Annotated in this window: 27 protein-coding genes and 1 pseudogene; 16 read left to right on the top strand and 12 right to left on the bottom strand. The window is 65.3% G+C overall.

Features of this window, described 5'->3' with window-relative positions; genetic code table 11:
• Window positions 1-4: 4 nt before the first annotated feature.
• Entirely contained in the window at window positions 5-997 is a 993-nt protein-coding gene (locus FJ942_RS21780) for a sterol desaturase family protein (protein ID WP_140898969.1), read from the top strand.
• Window positions 994-2,145 carry a GNAT family N-acetyltransferase gene (locus tag FJ942_RS21775; RefSeq protein ID WP_140500002.1) on the top strand — a complete coding sequence of 384 codons (1,152 nt, stop codon included), beginning with the start codon at window positions 994-996 and terminating at the stop codon, window positions 2,143-2,145. Before FJ942_RS21780 ends, FJ942_RS21775 begins: the two co-directional genes overlap by 4 nt.
• A 26-nt stretch (window positions 2,146-2,171) precedes the next feature.
• Here the strand turns inward: FJ942_RS21775 and FJ942_RS21770 are convergent, their stop codons facing one another.
• Together FJ942_RS21770 and FJ942_RS21765 are read right to left on the bottom strand one after the other, a co-directional pair.
• Window positions 2,172-3,179: an aldo/keto reductase gene (locus FJ942_RS21770; RefSeq protein WP_140500000.1), complete on the bottom strand. Its 1,008-nt coding sequence runs from the start codon at window positions 3,177-3,179 to the stop codon at window positions 2,172-2,174.
• 144 nt (window positions 3,180-3,323) lie between these two features.
• Window positions 3,324-3,614, bottom strand: a complete 291-nt coding sequence (locus tag FJ942_RS21765; RefSeq protein ID WP_224519116.1) for a hypothetical protein — start codon at window positions 3,612-3,614, stop codon at window positions 3,324-3,326.
• Window positions 3,615-3,870: 256 nt separating this feature from the next.
• Here FJ942_RS21765 and FJ942_RS21760 point away from each other — a divergent pair, with 256 nt between their 5' ends.
• Both FJ942_RS21760 and FJ942_RS21755 read left to right on the top strand, forming a co-directional pair.
• Complete coding sequence (locus FJ942_RS21760; protein ID WP_140499998.1) at window positions 3,871-4,116, top strand: hypothetical protein; 246 nt, start codon at window positions 3,871-3,873, stop codon at window positions 4,114-4,116.
• A gap of 282 nt (window positions 4,117-4,398) precedes the next feature.
• Window positions 4,399-5,463, top strand: a complete 1,065-nt coding sequence (locus FJ942_RS21755) for a PAS domain S-box protein (protein ID WP_140499996.1) — start codon at window positions 4,399-4,401, stop codon at window positions 5,461-5,463.
• A 47-nt stretch (window positions 5,464-5,510) separates the two neighbouring features.
• Here FJ942_RS21755 and FJ942_RS21750 read toward each other — a convergent pair whose 3' ends face one another.
• Window positions 5,511-5,717 carry a hypothetical protein gene (locus FJ942_RS21750; protein WP_140898878.1) on the bottom strand — a complete coding sequence of 69 codons (207 nt, stop codon included), beginning with the start codon at window positions 5,715-5,717 and terminating at the stop codon, window positions 5,511-5,513.
• Between the two features lie 109 nt (window positions 5,718-5,826).
• Window positions 5,827-6,117, bottom strand: coding sequence for a hypothetical protein (locus tag FJ942_RS21745; protein WP_140547516.1), 291 nt, complete (start codon window positions 6,115-6,117; stop codon window positions 5,827-5,829).
• 227 nt (window positions 6,118-6,344) lie between these two features.
• On the opposite strand from FJ942_RS21745, the gene FJ942_RS28595 reads away from it, so the two are divergent.
• Entirely contained in the window at window positions 6,345-6,497 is a 153-nt protein-coding gene (locus tag FJ942_RS28595) for a hypothetical protein (RefSeq protein ID WP_181167666.1), read from the top strand.
• Window positions 6,498-6,524: 27 nt separating this feature from the next.
• Here the strand turns inward: FJ942_RS28595 and FJ942_RS21740 are convergent, their stop codons facing one another.
• Both FJ942_RS21740 and FJ942_RS21735 read right to left on the bottom strand, forming a co-directional pair.
• Complete coding sequence (locus FJ942_RS21740; protein WP_140515975.1) at window positions 6,525-6,839, bottom strand: plasmid stabilization protein; 315 nt, start codon at window positions 6,837-6,839, stop codon at window positions 6,525-6,527.
• 166 nt (window positions 6,840-7,005) lie between these two features.
• Window positions 7,006-7,938: an alpha/beta hydrolase gene (locus FJ942_RS21735; protein WP_140649194.1), complete on the bottom strand. Its 933-nt coding sequence runs from the start codon at window positions 7,936-7,938 to the stop codon at window positions 7,006-7,008.
• Window positions 7,939-8,131: 193 nt separating this feature from the next.
• On the opposite strand from FJ942_RS21735, the gene FJ942_RS21730 reads away from it, so the two are divergent.
• Both FJ942_RS21730 and FJ942_RS21725 read left to right on the top strand, forming a co-directional pair.
• Window positions 8,132-9,109, top strand: coding sequence for an SDR family oxidoreductase (locus FJ942_RS21730; RefSeq protein ID WP_140898876.1), 978 nt, complete (start codon window positions 8,132-8,134; stop codon window positions 9,107-9,109).
• Between the two features lie 75 nt (window positions 9,110-9,184).
• Entirely contained in the window at window positions 9,185-9,481 is a 297-nt protein-coding gene (locus FJ942_RS21725) for a hypothetical protein (RefSeq protein ID WP_140582360.1), read from the top strand.
• Window positions 9,482-9,541: 60 nt separating this feature from the next.
• Here FJ942_RS21725 and FJ942_RS21720 read toward each other — a convergent pair whose 3' ends face one another.
• From FJ942_RS21720 to FJ942_RS21710, 3 genes are all read right to left on the bottom strand, one after another.
• Window positions 9,542-9,793 carry a DUF982 domain-containing protein gene (locus FJ942_RS21720; protein ID WP_140582358.1) on the bottom strand — a complete coding sequence of 84 codons (252 nt, stop codon included), beginning with the start codon at window positions 9,791-9,793 and terminating at the stop codon, window positions 9,542-9,544.
• A gap of 87 nt (window positions 9,794-9,880) precedes the next feature.
• On the bottom strand, window positions 9,881-10,324 hold the full coding sequence (locus FJ942_RS21715; protein ID WP_140582355.1) for a GFA family protein: 444 nt from the start codon (window positions 10,322-10,324) through the stop codon (window positions 9,881-9,883).
• A gap of 81 nt (window positions 10,325-10,405) precedes the next feature.
• A complete protein-coding gene (locus FJ942_RS21710; RefSeq protein WP_115144153.1) occupies window positions 10,406-10,585 on the bottom strand; it encodes a DUF3606 domain-containing protein in 180 nt (59 codons plus the stop codon).
• Between the two features lie 395 nt (window positions 10,586-10,980).
• Here FJ942_RS21710 and FJ942_RS21705 point away from each other — a divergent pair, with 395 nt between their 5' ends.
• On the top strand, window positions 10,981-11,409 hold the full coding sequence (locus FJ942_RS21705; RefSeq protein WP_140499981.1) for a DoxX family protein: 429 nt from the start codon (window positions 10,981-10,983) through the stop codon (window positions 11,407-11,409).
• Here the strand turns inward: FJ942_RS21705 and FJ942_RS21700 are convergent, their stop codons facing one another.
• Window positions 11,410-11,715 (bottom strand): hypothetical protein, encoded by a 306-nt coding sequence (locus FJ942_RS21700; RefSeq protein ID WP_140499979.1) that lies wholly within the window; start codon window positions 11,713-11,715, stop codon window positions 11,410-11,412.
• A 252-nt stretch (window positions 11,716-11,967) separates the two neighbouring features.
• Between FJ942_RS21700 and FJ942_RS21695 the strand changes: the two genes are divergently transcribed.
• The 5 genes and pseudogenes from FJ942_RS21695 (at window position 11,968) to FJ942_RS21670 (ending at window position 15,799) form a co-directional block, all read left to right on the top strand.
• A complete protein-coding gene (locus FJ942_RS21695; protein ID WP_140499977.1) occupies window positions 11,968-12,615 on the top strand; it encodes a glutathione S-transferase family protein in 648 nt (215 codons plus the stop codon).
• Window positions 12,616-13,311: 696 nt separating this feature from the next.
• Window positions 13,312-13,692 (top strand): hypothetical protein, encoded by a 381-nt coding sequence (locus FJ942_RS21685; RefSeq protein ID WP_140521518.1) that lies wholly within the window; start codon window positions 13,312-13,314, stop codon window positions 13,690-13,692.
• Complete coding sequence (locus FJ942_RS21680; protein WP_140521519.1) at window positions 13,685-14,080, top strand: hypothetical protein; 396 nt, start codon at window positions 13,685-13,687, stop codon at window positions 14,078-14,080. Before FJ942_RS21685 ends, FJ942_RS21680 begins: the two co-directional genes overlap by 8 nt.
• Window positions 14,037-14,696: pseudogene (locus FJ942_RS21675) on the top strand (terminase family protein); the annotation flags it as partial. The gene FJ942_RS21680 and the pseudogene FJ942_RS21675, both read left to right, overlap by 44 nt.
• Before the next feature lie 347 nt (window positions 14,697-15,043).
• Window positions 15,044-15,799 (top strand): terminase family protein, encoded by a 756-nt coding sequence (locus FJ942_RS21670; RefSeq protein WP_140630708.1) that lies wholly within the window; start codon window positions 15,044-15,046, stop codon window positions 15,797-15,799.
• Window positions 15,800-15,903: 104 nt separating this feature from the next.
• On the opposite strand, the gene FJ942_RS21665 is transcribed toward FJ942_RS21670, so the two are convergent.
• Window positions 15,904-16,275 carry a nuclear transport factor 2 family protein gene (locus FJ942_RS21665; RefSeq protein WP_140521521.1) on the bottom strand — a complete coding sequence of 124 codons (372 nt, stop codon included), beginning with the start codon at window positions 16,273-16,275 and terminating at the stop codon, window positions 15,904-15,906.
• 150 nt (window positions 16,276-16,425) lie between these two features.
• On the opposite strand from FJ942_RS21665, the gene FJ942_RS21660 reads away from it, so the two are divergent.
• Entirely contained in the window at window positions 16,426-16,959 is a 534-nt protein-coding gene (locus FJ942_RS21660) for a hypothetical protein (RefSeq protein WP_140521522.1), read from the top strand.
• Between the two features lie 273 nt (window positions 16,960-17,232).
• Here the strand turns inward: FJ942_RS21660 and FJ942_RS21650 are convergent, their stop codons facing one another.
• Window positions 17,233-17,847: a methyltransferase domain-containing protein gene (locus FJ942_RS21650; protein WP_224519113.1), complete on the bottom strand. Its 615-nt coding sequence runs from the start codon at window positions 17,845-17,847 to the stop codon at window positions 17,233-17,235.
• 259 nt (window positions 17,848-18,106) lie between these two features.
• Here FJ942_RS21650 and FJ942_RS21645 point away from each other — a divergent pair, with 259 nt between their 5' ends.
• Complete coding sequence (locus FJ942_RS21645; RefSeq protein WP_140898873.1) at window positions 18,107-19,885, top strand: portal protein; 1,779 nt, start codon at window positions 18,107-18,109, stop codon at window positions 19,883-19,885.
• A complete protein-coding gene (locus tag FJ942_RS21640) occupies window positions 19,882-20,205 on the top strand; it encodes a hypothetical protein (protein ID WP_140898871.1) in 324 nt (107 codons plus the stop codon). The genes FJ942_RS21645 and FJ942_RS21640 overlap by 4 nt, the downstream gene beginning before the upstream one ends.
• The last annotated feature ends 159 nt before the right edge of the window (window positions 20,206-20,364 follow it).

Below are 20,364 nucleotides of genomic sequence, written 5' to 3'. Positions count from 1 at the left end.
GCCCATGTCGATTGCCGGCATCATCGAAAGGATCCTGGACAAGTTGTCCGGCTCCAGCCTGCTTGCGGCCGGCCTTTTGCTGCTGACCGCGCTGGGCAGCGCCCTGATCGCCTATTGGCGGACGGCGGAGCGCAAGAGCTTCAGGGAATTCTTCGATTTCGTCTTTCCCAACGAGATCGTCACGCATCCCTCGGCGCGGGCGGACCTGCTTTTCTGGATCACCCGCAAGGCGATTATGCCCTTCCTGATGCTGCCGGCGGGCGTGACCTTCGTCGTCGCCGTCGGTTACGCGACGAATCGGACGCTGGCGGCACTCCTGCAAATCGACCCGCCGCTGCTGCCGGGACCGCCGGGAGCGGTGACGATCGTCGTCTTCACGGTGACGATGCTGATCGCCTACGACATATCCTATTACCTCTACCATGTGGCCCAGCACCGCTTCCCGTTCCTGTGGGAGCTGCACAAGGTGCATCACTCGGCGGAGGTGATGGTCGGGATCACCAAGGACAGGGTTCATCCGCTCGACGAGCTCATGAACCGCGCCTGGGACGGCGTCATACCCGGGATCTGCTTCGGCATCTGGACCCTTTTGTCGCTTAACCTCGTCGAAGTGACGATCTTCGGCGTCAACGTCTACGTCATGCGCAATATCCTGATGATGGATTTCGTCAGGCACACCCATTTCAAGATATCGTTCGGGCCGCTCAACAACATCGTGCTGTGCCCGCATTGGCACCAACTGCACCACAGCGTCGATCCAAGGCACTACGACAAGAATTTCGGCTTGCTGTTCTCGTTCTGGGACCGGCTATTCGGAACGTTGTGCGTGCCCAAGCCCGATGAGGATTTCAGGTTCGGATTGATGGAACGCGGCGCGCGCGACTATCAATCCCTGTCGGGGCTTTACGTGCTGCCGCTCAAGAAGATGTGGGGGCACATCGCCCGGCGGTTTCGCCGCCGCGCTTCGTCCGAGCCGACACGGAGCCCGCAGCCATGAACGCTCACGCCGCGATCGAGGGCCCGAAGGCCGGCGCTTTGGAGATCGTCACCTCCGAGGAGCGCCTCGCGTCGGTCGGGCCGGCCTGGACGGAGCTGTGGCGCCGGGCGGAGGGGCTGATCTTTCAAAGCCACGCCTGGGTCACGGCGTGGTGGCAGACGGCCCCGGACCGGGAGCTGCGTGGTCTCAGGATCGGCCTCGTCTGGAACGGTGACCGGATCGACGCCGTCATCCCGCTGGCGACGGTGCGGCGCAAGGGCGTCAACGTCCTGGAATGGGCTGCCAAGGACCACAGCGACTATGGCGACGTGCTGGTCGCGCCGGACTGCGATCCGGCGGCGGTCGCGGCGCTATGGCAGGAAATTTCGGCCGCGGGCGGCTTCGATCTCGTCTATCTGAACCGCCTGCTGCCGGACGCCGCGATGCGCACGCTGCTTGCTCCCGCTTCGGCGCCCAAGATGGCGCTGCGCCCGAACCGCCGCAGCGAAACCAGCTTCCGGGTCGCCGGGCCATGGCGTACGGGCGCGGACTGGTTCGGGGAACAAACGAAGAAGATGCGCCAGAATTATCGCCGTGGCCGCAAATTCCTCGAGGAAGGCGGCGAAGTGCGGTTCCGCCTCATGTCGCCGGACGAGCCGATGCAGCCCGTCCTCGACAGGCTCGCCGAGTTCAAGCGCAAATGGCTCGCCGCGCGCGGACACGAATCCAACCTGTTCGATGAGGGGTCGCCGGCCCTGGCCGCGCTGGTCGCGGTGCTGGCCAGGGAAGGACTCCTGCATGTCTTCGTGCTGGAATGCGCCGGGATGGTGGTGGCGGTCTCGATCAATTTCGTCCAGCACAACACGATGATGGCCTTCGTCACGACCTACGATCCGGATGTCGAACGGGCGTCTCCCGGCATGGTGCTGATGATGGACTACATCCAGTGGTCGATCGACAGAGGGCTGACGATGGTCGACTTCCTGTGCGGCGGCGAGGACTTCAAGCGGCGCTTCGCGACCCAGTCGGTGACGCTGGATTCGGTGCTGGGAACAAGGACCTTGCGCGGAACACTCGCCGCGCTGGCGGACCGGACCCTGCACGCCGGCAGGGAACTTCACCAGCGGTTGCGGCCCGATCCTCGGCAAAAGCCCGCACCGGTGGAATAGGCCCGATTCACCGGCGACGTGCGAACCTATCGGTCGATCATCATCATGGTGCGGTCGCCGTAGCGCGGGCCGGAGACCTTCCCCGGGGCCAGCGCGTCGTCGAGCGCCGCCATCTCGGCGGCCTCCAGTTTCAGCGACGCAGCGGCGACATTTTCTTCCAGATATTTGATCCGCTTGGTGCCGGGGATCGGCACGATGTCGACACCGAAGACGTTGCCCTTCTCCAGGAGCCAGGCCAGCGCGATCTGCCCTGGCTTGACGCCTTTGGCGGCGGCGATGTCGCGGACCTTTGCGGCGGCCTCGACATTGGCGTCATAGTTCGCACCCTGGTAGCGCGGGTCGCCGCGGCGGTAATCACCTTCCGGATAGTCCTCGGCGCGCTTGGCGCCGCCGGTCAGGAAGCCGCGGCCGAGCGGTGAGAACGGCACCAGGCCGATGCCGGTTTGCCGCAGCAGGGGAATGATTTCCGGCTCGAGATTGCGCTCCCACAGCGAGTACTCGCTCTGCAGCGCCGAGACCGGAAACACGGCGTGCGCCCGCTGGATGTTCGCGGCTCCCGCCTCCGACAGGCCGAAGAAGCGGACCTTGCCCTGTTTGACCAGTTCGCCGACCGTGCCGGCGACATCCTCGGCCGGCACGGCTGGGTCGACACGGTGCTGGTAGAGAAGGTCGATATGGTCGGTGGCGAGCCGCTTCAACGACCCTTCAACCGCCGCCCTGATGGTTTGCGGCCTGCTGTCGCGTTCGGTGCCGACCTGCCGGCCATTTTCGATGCGAAAGCCGAATTTGGTGGCGATGGTCACCTGGTCGCGCTTGCCCTTCAAGGCGCGGCCGAGCAGCGCCTCATTGGCGTAAGGGCCATACACCTCGGCGGTGTCGAGGAAGGTGCAGCCGAGTTCGATGGCGCGGTGCAGCGTGGCGATGGATTCGGCTTCGTCGGCCGGGCCGTAGGACTGGCTCATGCCCATGCAGCCGAGGCCGATGGCAGAAACCCGCAGCCCCTGGCTGCCGAGCTTGCGTGTGTCGAGCGTCATGGCGTGTTCTCCGGAGGGGAATTCAACACCATATAGCGCGCGCGCTCAATTTCCACAGGTAGGCCGCGTCCAGCGGGCTCGCCCGGCCACCGGAGCCCTGATGCAGGTCGCCCGAAATGACTTAGCGCGTCGCCTCAAATCTGTTCAGACGAGGCGCTTCAGGGCAGGGGCCGGTCCGCCGGGGCGGCCGTTGACATGAGCGTCCGGCAAGCGGTCGATCATGGTCAGGCCCTCGAATTCGATGGCGGCGCCAAGCAGTTGGGCGGCCGCCAGGACCAGGTGCTCGACGTCCTCGAGAGCAACGTTTTCGTCGAGGTTCCTGAGCCTGATCCGTTCGGCCACCGCGGTGATGTTGACGATGCCGTACGTCCTGAAAGCCGTGGTGACCGCGGATTGAACGTCATCGCGCAACCGCGTCGAGTAGTCATACCGCATGGAAACCTCCTGGACTGGTTTTGCCTTTGTAGCATGCGCCTCGCATCGGTGTGTGGCAAGCGGAAATCTGAAAATACTCGATGTATATCAGTTAGTTAGCATGGTTACGCAAAGGCGCACCCGACGCTTTATAGTCATCATGAGCAGGATGGGAGGTCGCGTATTTGCCGATCTTGACGTGTTAGGATTGCTATCCTAATTATTAGTGGAATGAGACAGATACTCATTCGCGTATTCGGTTGTGCGAGGAAGTGCCGTGACTGAACTGGAACGTCCTGAACGCTTGCAGGTCATGCTGACCGCCGACGAACTGGCGGCACTGGAGAACTGGCGCTTCGACAAGCGCATGCCGAGCCGCTCGGCCGCGGTCAGGGAGCTCTTGCGGCGTGGCCTCGCCTCGGACGGATTCCTGGCGGCGGAGCAGGGCGTCAAGTCCCAGGACTTCGGACTGCTGTCCACCCCGGGCGGCAACGGCAATGTGGGCGACGGCCATTCTGACTGAGGCGCGGTGACATTCAGGTGATGCCGGCCCGCAAGGACGGGTTCCGCGCTTCCGGTGCCCATGGACTTGAATGTCCGCTCTGTCCTGGTGCTCGAAAACCATTTTGTATGGTCGCTGGCGTCTCCGATGCCGGCCGCCCTGATCTGCGGAACGACCTTCCCCTCGATCACTCCAGCCGGCGAGGCGATTTCGATGAAGTTGAAGCAGCAGGCCGCTTCAAGGTGATTGCCTTGTCCGGCGCACGCGTTATCTAGTGGCTATAGGCTGACACCTGGCGGGGCAATGGCTGACATAGCAAGCGGTGAAAAACAGGACGCAACGGCCGATGCGCAGCTGGCGGCGATCGTCGATTCCTCCTTCGACGCCATCATCAGCAAGGACCTGAACAGCATCATCAAAAGCTGGAACCAGGCGGCCGAACGCATGTTCGGCTACAGCGCGGAGGAAGCGTTGGGGCAGTCGATCCTGATGCTCATCCCCGACCACCTCAAGAACGAGGAAACCGAGATCATCGCCAAGGTCCGCCGCGGCGAACGCCTCGCGAGCTACGAGACGACGCGAAAGCGCAAGGACGGCACCTTCATTGCCGTTTCGCTGACGGTGTCGCCGATCAGGAACGCCAGCGGCGAGATCGTCGGCGCCTCGAAGATCGCCCGCGACATCAGCGCCAGCAGGGAGAACGAGCGCCGGATCAAGATGCTGATGCGCGAGGTCAACCATCGCGTCAAGAACCAGTTTGCGGTGATCCTGTCGATGGTCAGGGAAACCAGCAAGCGCTCGCAGGACCCGCGCGAGTTCGAGGAGATGATCCGCGCCCGCATCATGGCGCTGTCACGCTCGCACGATCTGCTGGTCACCTCGAACTGGGCGGGAGCCAGCCTGTTCGACCTGGTCCAGGAACATCTCAAACCGTTCGGCCGCGAGGAGCAGATACTGCTTTCGGGACCGCTGCTGACCTTGCAGTCGAATGCGGTGCAGAATCTCGGCATGGCTTTCCACGAGCTCGGCACCAATTCGTCCAAGTATGGAGCGCTCGCCAGCGATTCCGGCCGGGTCGAGGTGACCTGGAGCATGAGCGACGACGCTCTGGCCGAACGCGAATTCCAACTTGTCTGGGAGGAGCGGTCGCCCCCCTATAGCGGCGGCGACGAGCGCGACGACACCACGCGCAAGGGGTTCGGCACCGTTGTCCTGCAAAGGGTGGCGCCGCAGTCGCTCGGCGGGTCCGCCGTGATCGAGCGCTCGCCCGGCTATTTCAGATGGACGCTGAACGCGCCGCTGGCGTCGATCATCGTGCCGCAGCACCCTATGGAAGACGCCGGCCAGACGATCGGCTTAGGCATCTGAAAGCCGCCGCCGTGGCCAAGGCGCGCCGCATTTGCGGATTCAGGGGGCTAGAGGATGTTGGCCGTCACCTCGACGATGATCGCAGCTCCTTCGAGCGAGCCGTCGGGCACATGCACGACACGCGAAACGCGCAGGTCCTGGGCGTTTCCGTCGACGGACAGCGAAACGCTCTCGCCGATCCGGGGCACGGCCTGGAAAACGGCCTCGATCGATTGAGGCCCGTTGTCGATGGATACGCGGCAGTTGACGGTCATGGGCATCTCCTGTGGCGGCCACCCCACGCGTCAACGCGGCCCCCTCGGAATGGTTTCAGGCAGGGATGCGGCAATCCCCGAACGTCGATGCCGGCGCCTGGCCGACCGGTCAATTCGGGAAATTGTTGACCGGCTCCTCGCAGCGGTAGACCGGACAGTGCCCGTCGCGGGCCGGGATATAGGCCGACATCGGCACTTCGGGCCAATCGCATTCATTGCCGAACTGCCTGACATAGCGGTCATAGGTATTGGGGCCGGTGGTCAGCACGACGGCGCGGTGGCTGTGGATCATGGCGCGGATCTGCGCGCAGCTCATGGCGCGGCTGTCGGGCCGGGCTTCGGCCAGGCCGGTGGCGGCAAGCATGGCAGCCACGGTCGGCAACAGGATTCGAACGGACATGGCGGTCTCTCCAAGGCATGATCCGCAACGCCGGGCGATCAAGCTTGGTTGCGGCATGCCGGGGAGATTCGCACTTTGTCTGGCGGTTGCGCAACAGCCGGCGTCTTCTCTTGCGAGGGACGGCGCGGGCGCGCAACCAAATCGCGCCTCGCGCATTGCTGGGCATGCTCGGCAGGAAGCCTTACCAAACCCCGCGATGGCCGCCCGGGAACAGGGATCGCGAGGCCATGTGCTGTTCGTTCTGCGGCGGCCGCGACCACGGCTACGAGGACTGTCCGCAAAGGCCGCCGTCCGACAATCCGGCCGAGCCCAACTTCGATGATCCGCCGGGCGACGATCTGATCAAGAGCAGCTCGGGCGAGGGCAGGCAAGGCGCATAGGAACTTCGTGACCCGGTCGCCCGCGCATCAATGGGCGTGCGCTTCGTTGCGCTTGCGGGTCGCGGCTGCCTTCCTGGCCGATGCCGACCGGCTGGCGGCCGAACGCGAGGCGGAAGCCTTGCCGCCCTTTTCGCCGCCCTTATGCGCGGCGGGATGGCCGGTGTGCTTGCCGCGGCCGGAGCCGCCCTCCTTCTTGCCGCCGCCATCATCCTTGTTGACGGTGGCCCAGGCGCGGCGCTCGGCTTCCTTCTCGGACACGCCGCGATGCTCGTAGCCCTCGGCGATGTGGTCTGCCTTGCGCTCCTGCTTGTCGGTGTATTTCGATTTTTCTCCACGTGGCATGGCTCTGCTCCCGGGTTCATCCGATGCCCCTGCAACTGCGCAGCCAAGGATGTGGTTCCAATTCCCCTGGTCGCGGCCGGCTGCGAAGGTTCCCGCTGAACCGCTCCAGGCGTGAATTCGACGCGATTCCCCAGGGAAAGCGCCACGTCCCTTTCCCGGGAAAGCCCTACGTACTCTTCTGGGCATTCGCCGGACGGGCTGCGGTCTCGGAGCCGGCGAAGAAAGCGCTCAATTCGGCGGCCGTTTGCGCGGGTGCTTCTTCGGGAAAGAAATGCCCGCCCTGGACCGCATGGCCGCGCAGATCGCCGGCCCAGCCGCGCCACAAGGCCAGTGGTCCGCCTTCGCCGGCATACCATTCGGCGAGCGCGCCTTGCCCGCTCCACAGCGCCAGCACCGCGCAGGCGATGCGCCGGCCGGCGGCGCTGTCGGCATGGTCGTGCTTGCGGTCGAGCCTCGCGGCCGCCCGGTACTCCTCGCAGATCGCATGGGCATGGGCGGGATCGCGCAGGGCCTCGACATAGGCCTGGCGCACGCCGGCGGAAAACGCTTTTGGCGACGAGCCCCAGCCGCCCAGGGCGTCATCGACGATCGCGTCGGCCGCGCCCGCCAGGAGCTTTTCCGGCAGCGGCTCCGGCTGCGCCAGCAACGACCACGGCCAATAGCCGAGCGCCAGCCTGGCGTCGGCCCGGTCCCAGGCGTCGGCGGTGGGCACGATGTCGAGCACGGCAAGCCTTTCGACGCGGTCGGGATGGTCGAGCGCGAGGCGGTAGGCGACACGTCCGCCGCGATCATGGCCGGCGACCATGAAGCTGGAAAAGCCGAGCTCGGCCATCAGCGCCACCATGTCGCGGGCCATGGCGCGCTTGGCGTAAGGGGCGTGATCGGCGCTCGACGCCGGGCATGAGCTGGCGCCGTAGCCGCGCAGGTCGGCGCATATGACGGTGAACCGGTCCGCCAGGCGTGGCGCCACGTCGCGCCACATCAGATGCGTCTGCGGAAAGCCGTGCAGCAGAAGAACGGCGGGCCCGTCGCCGGCGCGCCGGGCGAAGATGCGGGCATCCCCGCAGTCGACCTTGAGGGTCTGAAAACCTTCGAACATGATTGCCTCCGGCAGGCGAAACGGCGGCAGGATGCGAGGGTTGCAATGTGCGCCTGCGAAAGCCGCCAACTTTTTCCGCCGACATGCGTTGTCCCTGCGAGCAGAGCGTTTGGACCGAAGACATCGCGAACAGTTCCGCGCGTTGCGCGAGGAGGTTCGGGATGTCTCCGGTCCAAACACAGAGGAGATGACCATGCCGACCAGCACCCAGAGCGACAGTTCGAAAGCAACCAGCAAGCAGCGCAGCATCCAGCGCAAGGTCGACGCCAAGGACCGCGCCAAGGCCAAGCCCAAGGACGACGGCGCCATGCAGGCCGGCGCGCGAAAATATCCCGCGCCGCCTTTTCCCGCCCAGCATCATCCCAAACCCGGCGAGGAATGGGCCATCGAGCCGGCGCCGCTCTATGACGCGCCGTTCTGGCGCGGTTCGGGAAAGCTGGAAGGCAAGGCGGCGTTGATCACCGGCGGCGATTCCGGGATCGGCCGTGCGGTGGCCGTGCTGTTCGCGCGCGAGGGTGCCGATATCGCCATTGTCTATCTCAGCGAGGACCGTGACGCGGAGGCGACCAAGCAAGCGGTCGAAGCGGAGGGCCGCCGCTGCCTCGCCTTGCGCGGCGATGTCGGCAATCGCGCTTTCTGCGCCAAGGCCGTGGCAAGGGTCGTCAAGGAACTGGGGCGGCTCGACGTGCTGGTCAACAATGCCGCCTTCCAGATCCATTCCACCGATTTCGCCGACCTGACCGAGGAGCATTTCGACACCACGCTGAAGACCAACCTCTACGGCTACTTCCATATGGCGCAGGAGGCGGTGGCGCATATGAAGCCGGGTTCGGCCATCATCAACACCGGTTCGGTCACCGGCATCGAGGGATCGAAGGACCTGGTCGACTACTCCATGACCAAGGGCGGCATCCATGCCTTCACCCGGGCGCTGTCGGGCAACCTCGTCGGCAAGGGCATCCGCGTCAACGCGGTGGCGCCGGGACCGGTGTGGACGCCGCTCAATCCGTCGGAGAAGGAGGCGCAGGACGTGTCGCAGTTCGGCGCCAAGACGCCGATGAAGCGGCCCGCCCAGCCGGAGGAAATCGCGCCCGCCTATGTGTTCCTGGCCTCGCCGCAATGCTCCAGCTACATCACCGGCGAAATCCTGCCGATCGTCGGCGGCTATTGAGGCAAGCCTGTCGAAGGCACGCCATCGACTATTGGGCGGCCGGTGAGGGCGGCCCAACCTGGAAAGGAGGCCGAGATGAGATTTCTCGCCATCATGTCCGTCAGCCTGATGCTCGCCGCGCCCGCCGCGGCGCTGGCGCAGGCCGAGCAGCAGAACCCCGACAAGCAGGCGCCCAGCGAAAAATGCCGGGCCAAGCCCGACGGCAACCAGCAGCCGACCGACAACACGCTGACCGAGACGCTGAACGATTGCGGCGGCGTGCTGAAGCCGCCGCCCACAGGTGACCAGGGCATGGCCGCGCCCGCGCCCAACGAAGGCAAGACGCCGGTGATCAAACCGGGTGAAGTGCCGCCGCAGCCGCCGAAACAGTAGCCGGCCGCTTGCCGCGATGCAGCTATCGGGTTCCGGACCGCCCCTTGAGGCGGCAGGCTTTCAGGGTTTGCCGTTGCCGGGCAGGAATTCCGCCTCGCGCCCGGCATCGATCATGGCCCGCATCGCCTTCTCGGCCGGGGTCCAGCCATCGAGGGCATCGCGGCAGCTGCGCCATGCGGCGCGGTAGCGCCGGCCGTGCTTGCCGGGCCAGTCGCGTAGGCATTCCAGGCCTTCCCAGGCGCTGCGCACCACGCGCTCCCGGGCCGGTCCGACCTTCAGCCTGACCGGACGGGGAAAGAACTTGTCGTTCACGGCGATCTCCATTGAAACTGAGGCGCCCGATAACGCCGGCCGCCGTTCCGGGGTTCCGTCGCAGCCGCTAAACTTTTCGACTAATTTTCAGCCGCCGGGAGCTGCGTCCGACAGCGGCCTCGGCGGCGGCGGGCCGGGAGCCTGCGCGGCGGGCCGGTCGTGCTCGAACTGCCGCGTATCGGGCAAGGCATGCAGCCAGGATTCGCGCCGGCCGATCCACAATTCGTACTCCGGCATGAGATCGGTCGGCGCCACGTCCAGGCTGCCGATCATCACCTCGGCTTCGTCGTCGCTGAGCGAGGCGACACGGCTGCCGCAGGTCGGGCAGAAGCCGCGGCCGGCATAGGTGCCGAGAATGCCCGATGTCTCGAACGCCTGGCGCGGCCAGATGGCGAAGGCGGCAAAGGCGGAGCCGCTGGTCTTGCGGCAATCCTTGCAATGGCAGAGACCCACCCGCAGGGGCGGACCGCTGACGGTGAACTGCACGCCGCCGCAAAGGCAACTGCCGGTTCTGCGCGCGGTGTCGGGCATGGCCGTGGCCTCCAACCATTCGGTGCCGCAATGCGCCCGGGTCCTGCCCCGGGCAACGCTTCCAAAGCCGGTCGCGCCGAGCTATCCGCGCGCGGCCATGTGGTTGTCGAGCTTCTTCCTCGAGGGCCCGTAGCGCTTGATGATGGTCTGGGCCTCGCTCTGCGGGATGCCGTATTTGCGGGCGAAAGCGGCAACCTCATAGGTTTCCTCGCTCGAAACCAGCTTGCGATCCTGCTTGATCTTCGATTTGTCGTCCGCCATGCCGAGCCTCACTTTCCACCCCCGGCGCGCCGCCGTCGCGGCGCGACCCTGCGGTCATACATAACAGCATTTGACGCCGCTGGTTCCATAGCGGCTTTTGCAGGCTTTGGCGAACACCGACCGGAATATCGGCTCCGCCGCCTCAGGCCGGCTCCAGGCGCATGGCGGCGAGATACATCAGGGACGATGCGGCCCCCTCTATCCAGGAGCCGGCAAACCGGAATCCGGTTTTGCGACAGCGGGCCCGATCGAGCGGCGCCGATCGCGACATCCGGAAAAAACTTCGGCGGACATGTCGGATGCGCGGCGCATGGCGCGTCCTAGGAGCAATTCCAGGAAAGTTCGGTTTCCATCCGGAATTGGGTAAGACAAGCAAACGAAACGGGAGAACAACCATGCCGTCGCCAACCGTCCAATCGCCGTGGCAGACCGCCGCCTTGCTCATCGCCCGCCTGATCTTCGCGGCCGTCTTCCTGATGGCGGTGACGTTCAAGTTCATGGGCATGGGCGCCACCGCCGGCTATATCGCCGCCGCCGGCTTTCCGTTTCCGCTGTTCCTGGCCTGGTGCGCGGCGATACTGGAGGTGCTGCTGGTGATCGCTTTCCTCACCGGCGCCTTCTTCACGCCGGCCGCGCTGGTCGCGGCGGTCTACGTGCTGTTCCTCGGCTTCGCCTTCCACGGACCGAGCCACTGGGCCGGCAACCAGGCGGAATTCGGCTTCTTCGTCGACCATTTTTCCTTCCTGGCCGGGCTGCTGTTCGCCGCCGTGCACGGGCCGGGCCGCGTGCTTTCGTTCAATCCGGGATGGCCGGGCAGGGCGTAGCTACATCTGGTCGTTGTAGGGTTCCTTCATCTGGCCGACCATGCGCGCCAGTTTCGAAAAGGACGGCATGTCAGCTTCGGGCTGGCACTGGTTGGCGAGCTCCAGCAGCCGGATCGGGAAATTGACGGCGTCGCGGCTCGACGCCGACATGCCCTCGGACCGCTCCTCGCTGGTTTCGCCGGCTTCGGCCTTGCGCAGGGCGATGTCGATCTCCTCTGATGTCAGCACGCCCTTCCTGACCAGGACGTGGTTGATCGATGCGACGGCCATCAGCAGGCCCTCGAGTTGCAGGTTGGCGACGTTCATGGCGGTTGCTCCCATCGGTGAGGCGCGTCACGCTGAACAGGGCCCGTGCGACGCACTTGCAGGTATCGGCCTACGCATGTCGCCCAAAACCGAGGTCACTTTGAGGCGGCGTGCATAGGCGTTCAGAACGCGCGGACATCCATTCGCGATCCGCGCCCGGCAAGGAAAATAGTTCAAGACCGATGTCGGGCTGCCGCGCAGGCTTGTTCGTCATCGCCAGGAAGCCCGGAAACAGGCAAGGAAGCGGATGCAATGACAATCACCATTACGGCATTCAAACGGTCGCCCGACGGCGGCAAGGGACTGGCGCGCGACACGCGCGTTCGCTGGGCGCTCGAGGAAGTGGGCCAGCCGTATGAGGTTCGTCTTGTTTCCCATGCCGAGATGAAGGCGCCCGACCATCTGGCCATTCAGCCCTTCGGCCAGATCCCCACCTACGAGGACGGTTCGCTCTGCCTGTTCGAGACCGGCTCGATCGTCTTCCACCTTGCCGAGCGGTATCCGGGGCTGCTGCCGGAGGATCGCGATGCCCGCGCCCGCGCCATCACCTGGATGTTTGCCGCGCTCAACACCGTCGAGCTGCCGATCCTCGAACTGACGACGGCAAAAATATTCGAGGCCGACAAGCCCTGGAGCGAGGAGCGCCTGCCATTGGTGAAGGACCGCGTTCGCGCCCGGCTGGACAGGCTCTCGGCCCATCTGGGCGGCGCCGACTGGCTCGACGGCGCGTTCAGCGCGGGCGATCTGTTGATGGTATCTGTGCTGCTGCGGCTCAGAATGTCGGGCATTCTGGACGAATATCAAAACCTGGCTGCCTATGTGGCCCGCGGCGAAGCCCGGCCCGCCTATGGCAGGGCGTTCGCCGCGCAATTCGCGGTCAATGCTCCAGCACCCAACTGACAAAGCGGATAGGCCGGGGGAGGATCACGCTGGGACGGGCAAGATAGGATTTTTTTCTTAAAGACTGTTGACGGGGTGAAGGCAACTATGCTATGTTTTTATCTATGGTGCTGAGTTGCGCCGATGACCCGCCCCCGAGGCGGGTTTTTGATTCTGGCGCGCCGAAACAAGAGCGCCGGTCGTGCTGGGTATTGGCGCGATATTCAAGCGGATCTTCATTCAACGCGCTTAGCGACCTTCACAGCGAGATTGTGACGAAGCCCCGGTTCATTAGTTGGGCTGATCCTGTTCGCCCATGCCGTGAAGGCGTGCATTCGCTGCGCGGGGATGCCTAAAGCCGATAAGGAATTTTTTCCTAAAAGCTGTTGACGGGGTGAAGGCAACTATGCTATGTTTTTATCTATGGTGCTGAGTTGCGCCGATGACCCGCCGCCGAGGCGGGTTTTGTGTTTCTGGTTTTGCTTTCCTCTTCGAACGATGGCGCTCTACGGCGCCCCCCTCTGGCCTGCCGGCCATCTCCCCCACGGGTGGGGAGATCGGCTGTTGTCCCGGCTTTCGCCAATCGCCAACGTTGTAGAAAAAAGCGAGGCGCCGAAGCTGCGATCTTCCCCCTCGTGGGGGAGATGTCCGGCAGGACAGAGGGGGACGCGAAGGAATGCGACGTTTCGAACCTGACGATTGTCCGCGAGAAATCCCATGCCACGCTATGCCACCATCATCACCGGGGATGACGGCCTTGAGGTCGTCAGCGCCATTGGCGAATTCGAGGGTGCGGCACCGCAGACGCGGCTCGGCCGGATCGAGCAGGTCGCGCCCGGCGTGCTGATCGGCATGGTTCGGGACGCGGCCGGCGGCTTCGCTTTCCCGCAGGCGACAATTCATAGCGGCGCCATCGGCCTCGCCATGGCGGGCCTGAAGGATCTGCCGGGCGTCGCAAAACCTGCCCGGCGGCCGAAGGGCGCCAGGAACGTCAGGAGGAAATCCACCCGCTCGAAGAAGAAGCGGGTCCGGTCGGTCAAGTCCGTGCCGTCGAAGGCCAAGGCCGGCGATGCCGAGGCGGTGACGGGCCATGGCTGACGAAACCGCCGCAGTGCCGGCGCGCGGCAAAGGGCGCAAGCCGGCCGCCAGCCGGAGCGCAAGCCCGGAGGCCGCGCCGGAGACCCGCCGCAAACGCCCGAAGAAAACGCTGGGCGACGACTTTCTCGCCGCCGTGCGCGCAGATTTCCGCGCCCATGGCGCCGGCGTCATCGCCGAAGTGCGGGCCGACAAGCCTGACCAGTATTTGAAGATCGTGCTTTCGGTGCTGCCCAAGGATTTCGATGTCGCCGTCAACCATCTGGATGCCCTGAGCGATGAAGAGATCCGCAGCCGCATCCGCGCGCTCGAAGCCGCGGTCAAACCGTTCCTCGAAGACATCGCCGGTGGCGGCGAGGACGGAATATCTGGCGCTGCTGGCGGAGCTTGATCGCAGGCGTCGTACCAACCAGCTTGCCGCCTACCGGCCCTATGCCAGGCAGGCGGCGTTTCACGCGGCAGGCGCCGCCAACCGCGAGCGGCTGTTCATGGCCGGCAACCAGCTCGGCAAGACCCGCGCCGGCGGCGCCGAATGGGCCATGCACCTGACCGGCCGCTATCCCGCGTGGTGGCAAGGCAAGGTTTTCGATGCGCCCGTGCGGCTGTGGGCCGCCGGCGTGACCGGCGAGGGCACGCGCGACAATCCGCAGCGCGTGCTGGTCGGCCCGCCGCAGCAGCAGGCGCAATGGGGCACCGGCATGATCCCGGCCGATGCCATCGTCGACACCATGATGGGCCGCGGCGCGCCGGGCGCGCTCGACAGCATCGTGGTGCGCCATGGCGGCGGCGGCGACGTGCAGGCCGGCGAGAGCGTGCTGTCGTTCAAGAGTTTCGAGAAGGGCCGCGAGAAATGGCAGGGCGAAACGCTGCACGGCGTCTGGTTCGACGAGGAACCGCCGCTCGACATTTATTCCGAGGGCCTCACCCGCACCAACGCCACCGGCGGCATCACCATCGTCACCTTCACGCCGCTGCTCGGCATGTCCGATGTGGTGCTGCTGTTTTTGTCGGCGGCGAAGGTGGAGGGGATGGGGAAGGGGTGATGGAGAAGAAACTGATTGGGGACGAGCGGCATCGCACTTGGCGCTTGCTCCCCTTCGTCGGCGCTGCCCCTCATCCGGCTGCCGCCACCTTCTCCCCGTAATGACGGGGAGAAGGGAGCTGGCCGCAATCTCGGCGCCGATTCTTGAACGTTCGCGATTGGCGAAATCGTCGACAACAGCACCCCTCTCCCCGTCACTATACGGGGAGAGGATGCCGGCAGGCAGGTGAGGGGCGGCGCGACGTTGGTCCGAAAAACGTAGCCTTCACAAGACGCTACATCGATTATCTCGAAAGTGATTCAGGATCCCCCATGTCCCGTCACGTCACCTTCATGACCATAGACGACGCCGAGCATTATTCGCCCGAGGAGCGCGCGGCGATCGTTGCCGCCTATCCCGCGCATGAGCGCGAGGCCCGCGCCCGGGGCATTCCGGTGCTGGGGTCCGGCCGCATCTTTCCGGTGGCGGAGGAGCTGATTGCCTGCGCGCCGTTCCGGCTGCCGCGCTACTGGCCGCGCATCGGGGCGCTCGATTTCGGCTGGGACCACCCTTCCGCCGCGGTCGAGCTCGCCTGGGATACGGAGGCCGACGTCGTCTATGTCGCCAAGGCCGCGCGCGCCTCGCAGCAGACTCCCGCCATGCAGGCGCTGACCCTGAAGCCTTGGGGCGAATGGCTGCCCTGGGCGTGGCCGCGCGACGGCCGCCGCGAAACGCTGGAAGGGGCGGGCACCGCGCTCGCCAAGCAATATGCCGCGCACGGGCTGAACATGCTGTCGCGCCACGCGCAATTCCCCGACGGTTCGGTCTCGGTCGAGGCCGGGCTGATGGAGATGCTCGACCGCATGCAGTCCGGCCGCTTCAAGGTGTTTTCGACGCTTGTCCCCTGGTTCGAGGAGTTCCGGCTCTATCATCGCAAGGACGGCCAGGTGGTCAAACTTCGCGACGATTTGATGGCGGCGACGCGTTATGGCGTGATGATGCTCAGGGAAGCGGTGGTCGATCCGGCGGAGTTCAGGACTGCGAGACGGGCGAAGGGGCAGAGCGATCCGCTGGGGGCGTTCAGGTGAGGGCGGAGGGCTCTTCGGAGCGTCGCGGCAGCGCAATTCCCGCTGGAGGAAACGGGCGCTCCGGCGCCGGCCCGATAGCCCGCGCTGCGATGTCCCTGCGGGGCCTACTCCACGATTTTCCAATATGAATCCTTGCGGATCACCTTGCCGTCGCGAAACGTGTAGAAGTCGCAACCCCTGACCTCCTTTTTCTCCCCCTCGCGGGTGGTACCTGTGAGGATCCATTTCGAGATGCCGGTATTGGCGGTCGAATCCACAAAATGCTCGGCGTTGCCGTAGTGGACATCGGGCAAGCCTTCAAAGCGTGTCGCCAGTGCTTGCCGTACGTTTTCCTTGCCCTCGAAACGAGAGCCCCAAGGATTGCCTCCCCTCGGCATCTCCAGGATGCAGTCGTCGGAAAAGAACGCCATGATGCGATCGAGATCGTGCGCGTTGAAGGCCTCAGATATCTGCGTCAGCGCCGATCGAATGTCCATTCGCCCGTCTCCCTTCAATTGGATGACCGATGTTTTGCTCCCGCATTCTATGGTCGAAGTAGGTCACCGGAGAGGAGACCGGTCAAGGGCGTGAATTTTTCACGCGGCACTCACACAGATGAACCTTATCCCCCGGGCTCTGGCATCCGCATGACCCTCCGCATCATCCCCGCGACCCTGCGCGATCTCTCCTATATCGCCGCCAATTTGCGGCCCGAGGATCGCGCCGAGATCGATTGCCAGCTCGACTACTGGTCGCCGGCGCTGCTGGCGCTCACCGCGCTGCAAGGGTTTGCCTATGTGGCCGAGCTCGGCGGCAATCCGGAGGTCGGCTTCGGCGCGGCCGAACAGCGGAGCGGGCTTTGGATCGCCTGGAGCTGGGGCACGCGCCGCATGAGGCGCTGCGTGCCCGGGATTACGGAGTTCTTTCACGCGGTGCTCGGTCCGCAAGTTTCCGCCCGCGGTGCCTGGCGGGTCGAGGCGCGGGCGCTGGCCGGCAATGAACTGGCGCTGCGCTGGCTTGCGCGGCTGGGCGCCACGCAACGTTGCCTGCTGCCCGGATATGGCCGGAACGGCGAAGATTTTTTCCTCTACGACTGGACAAGAGAAGGCTGGAACCATGTGTCTGTTTCAAAAACCACCGGAACTGAAGCCGCTGCCGGCAGTGCCGACGGCCGGGGATAAGGACGTGCAGGCGCGCGAAGCAGCACTTCGGGCTGAGCTCGAACAACGCCAGGGCACGGCCAGCACCATAAAGACCGATCTGGCGCCCGGTAGCCTCGCCGGCCAGCGCCGCGTGCTTTTGGGGGTGTAACCATGACCGCGATGAAGCGCAGTTTTCGCCGGCGCGTGCTGGACTGGTGGTATTGGAGACGGCATGCAAGGTTGGTGAAGCGGCGTGGCGGGTGAACGCTGCCAATCTCCCCCACGAGGGGGGAGATTGGCAGCTTCCACCGCTCATCCCTTCTTCGCGAACGCCCAGACCATCATCGGGTATTCCTCGTCGTTGCTGAGGTCCCGCCACAGGCCGTAGGCGCGGACCGGGCCGCCTATGTGGGCGCGGGCGCAGGCCTTGTTGCCCCAGCCGAACGCCTGGACGTTGTCCTCGGCGAAGCCGCCATCGACCATCAGCTGCTTCAGGCCGGCCGGCGTCCACCTGTTGTAGTCGTGCGGCCTGGCGTGTACGCGAAACAGGAAGGGCGTCGCCACCATCGCCCAGCCGCCCTCGCGGGTCATGGCGTGGATGTTCCGCGCCGCCGCCTGCGGCCGCTGCACATGTTCCAGCACCTGGTCGGCGATGACGATGGAATATTGCTCGTCGGTGCGATCCTTGCAGATGTCGAAATCGGGGAAGTCGACCGAGCGATAGTTGGGGCACATCGCCTTCCAGTAGCGGTTCCAGCCGGGCGAGATCTCGATCACGTCGCGCGATTTGCGGTTGGCGGCCGTCAGGAAAGTGGTGAAGGCTTCGATCTGGCGGATGCGCAGCCAGTTGCGGGAATCATAGCCGATGAGCCGTTTAACGGTACGTTTGCTCTGGTTCTTCAGGGCGGCAAGGCTTGTCGTCGTCACATCGACCTCCTGCAAAACCCCGCCGCGAGACGTTCCTAGACCAAGAACCGCGCAAAAGAATGACATCGTCGGCTGAAGCTGCCGATCTCCCCCCTTGAGGGGGAGATGTCGCCGGAGGCGACAGAGGGGGTCGCCTCGCATGAAGCGCTAACCTCCTTCTGTTGCAGAAGGCCGAACCCGGTCGATCCGACCCCCTCTGGCCGCTTTGCGGCCATCTCCCCCTCAAGGGGGGAGATCCCCCAGTTTTAACGAGGCCCCCATGACCAGCGATTCCCGCGCCCGCGATATTCTTTCCCGCCAGTCCGAACTCGAGAGTGAGCGCGCCGCCTACGAGCCCGTCTGGGAGGCGGTGGCGGAGTTCTGCGATCCCGATGCGCCCGATATCCGCTCCGGGCGCGGTGCCCGCCGCGGCGACAGCCAGGCCGAGCGGCAGGAGCGGCGCGGCGCCCGCGTCTATGCCAACACCATCAACTCGGCCGCCAACCGGCTGGCCGCCGGGCTGGAAAGCCTGATCATCCCGCAGTCGGAGAAATGGCACGGGCTGACCACCGCCGAGATGGACGACGAGGAGACCGACGAGGAAAAGGAATGGGCGGAAAACCTGCGCGACTTCCTGTTTTCGCTGCGCTACTCCGCCAATTCCAATTTCGTGCCGGCGACGCAAGCCTGCCTGCGCAATGTCGTGCGCTACGGTCCGGCCTATCTCTATGCCGAGGAAGGGTTCGGTTCGACGCTGATCCGCTACGCCTCGATCCCGGTGGTGGAAGGCTATCTCTCGCGCAACCGCTGGGGCCAGGTCGACATCTTCCACCGCCGCTACGAACGCACCGCGCGCCAGGCGGCGCAGCTGCTCGGCTATGAAAAACTGCCGGCGCGCATCAGGACGCTGGTCGACGACCCCGCCAAATGCGAGGAGAAGATCGCGCTCATCCAGTGCATCCAGCCGCGTGACGAGCGCCGCATGTACCGATCGGGCGGAAGCTACCGCTATCTCGACGCCGCCTTCGCCTCCTACCATGTCATCGAGGACGAGGAGGAGATCGTGCGCGAGAGCGGTTTTCGCACCTTCCCGGTGTCGGCCTTCAACTGGCGCCGCTACGAGGGCGACGCCTATGGCATCTCGCCGACCATCGAAGCCTTGACGACCGTGCGCGAGGAAAACGCGGTCCGCCGCTCGGGCCTGCGCGCGCTGCAACAGATCACCGATCCGCCGACGGCGTCGAAGGCCAGGCTCGACTATGTGCCGGTGCTCGATCCGGGCGAGAATTATCCTGGCCTCATCGACGACAATGGAAGGCCGCTGATCGCGCCGATCACCACCGGGCAGAACCCGAGCTACGCCTTCGACTATGCGGCGAGCCGGGCGGAGGAGATCCGCGACATGATGTTCGTCAACCTGTTCCAGACCCTGGTGCAGAACCCGCAGATGACCGCCACCGAGGCGCTGATCCGCCAGGAGGAGAAGGGCGCGCTGCTGGGGCCGTCGGGCTCGATCATCCAGGCGGGCTTTGCCACCAATCTCGACCGCGAGCTCGCCATATTGGAGGACAAGGGCCTCTATGACGAGGACAGCCGGTTCCTGCCGCCGGCGAGCCTGGCGGGCAAGGCGGTGCGGCCGACCTTCACCGGTCCGCTCGATGTCTTGCGCCGCTCGGCGGAAGCGCGCGACACCATCCAGCTGGTGACCACGGCCATGCAGATGGCGCAGTTCGACCCTGATGTGATGGACAATATCGACAGCGACGAGGCGCTCAAGATCGTGCAGAGCGCCGGCCGCAGCCCGCAGCGCATCTTCCGCCGCAAGGATGAGGTGGCGGGCCTGCGCGACGCGAGGGCCAAGGCCAGCCAGGCGCAGGCCGGCATGGCGGCGATCGCCACCGCCGGCAAGGTGGCCAAGGACGCGGTGCCGGCGGCCGTGCAGGCGCGCGACAGCGGCCTGCTCGAGGGCTTGCAAGGCATGCTGCAGGGCGGCACCGCCGATGGGCCGACACCTGATGCCGGCGCCCAGGGCGCGATGCCGGCCGGACAGCGCGCATGAGCCGCAAACGCTTCGCCCACGCGTCGCAAAGCGGCGGCCCCGCCAAAGCGCGCGAGGCGCTGGCCAAGGCGTATATGCGCGTGTTTTCCGGCGAGGACGGCGAAATGGTGCTGGCCGATCTCGCGGCGACGGTCGGCTATTTCAGGCGCCCGTCATACGGCGAGTGGATGGCGCGGACCAGAACCCCCAATGGCTTCGAGCTGCACAGCGCGCTCAGCAACGCGCGCGCCGAAGTGGTGCAGCACATTATGGGGTTCCTGACGCTGGACGAGGCGCAGCTCGTGGCGCTGGAAAAGGCGGCAAGGATGGAGGAGAGGTGAGGCGCTGAAGCGCCGATCTCCCCCCTTGTGGGGGAGATGCCCGGCAGGGCAGAGGGGGGCGCTGTCCCGCCGGCCTTGCCGTGTTCATCGCACGGCGATCAAATCACGAGCGGTCGCTCAAGCCGGGCCCTAGACGACAAACATATGGCCATGTTCAAA

This window comes from Mesorhizobium sp. B2-4-2 (assembly GCF_006442845.1).
GTDB lineage: Bacteria > Pseudomonadota > Alphaproteobacteria > Rhizobiales > Rhizobiaceae > Mesorhizobium.
This window is presented reverse-complemented; position numbering and strand designations above follow the sequence as displayed.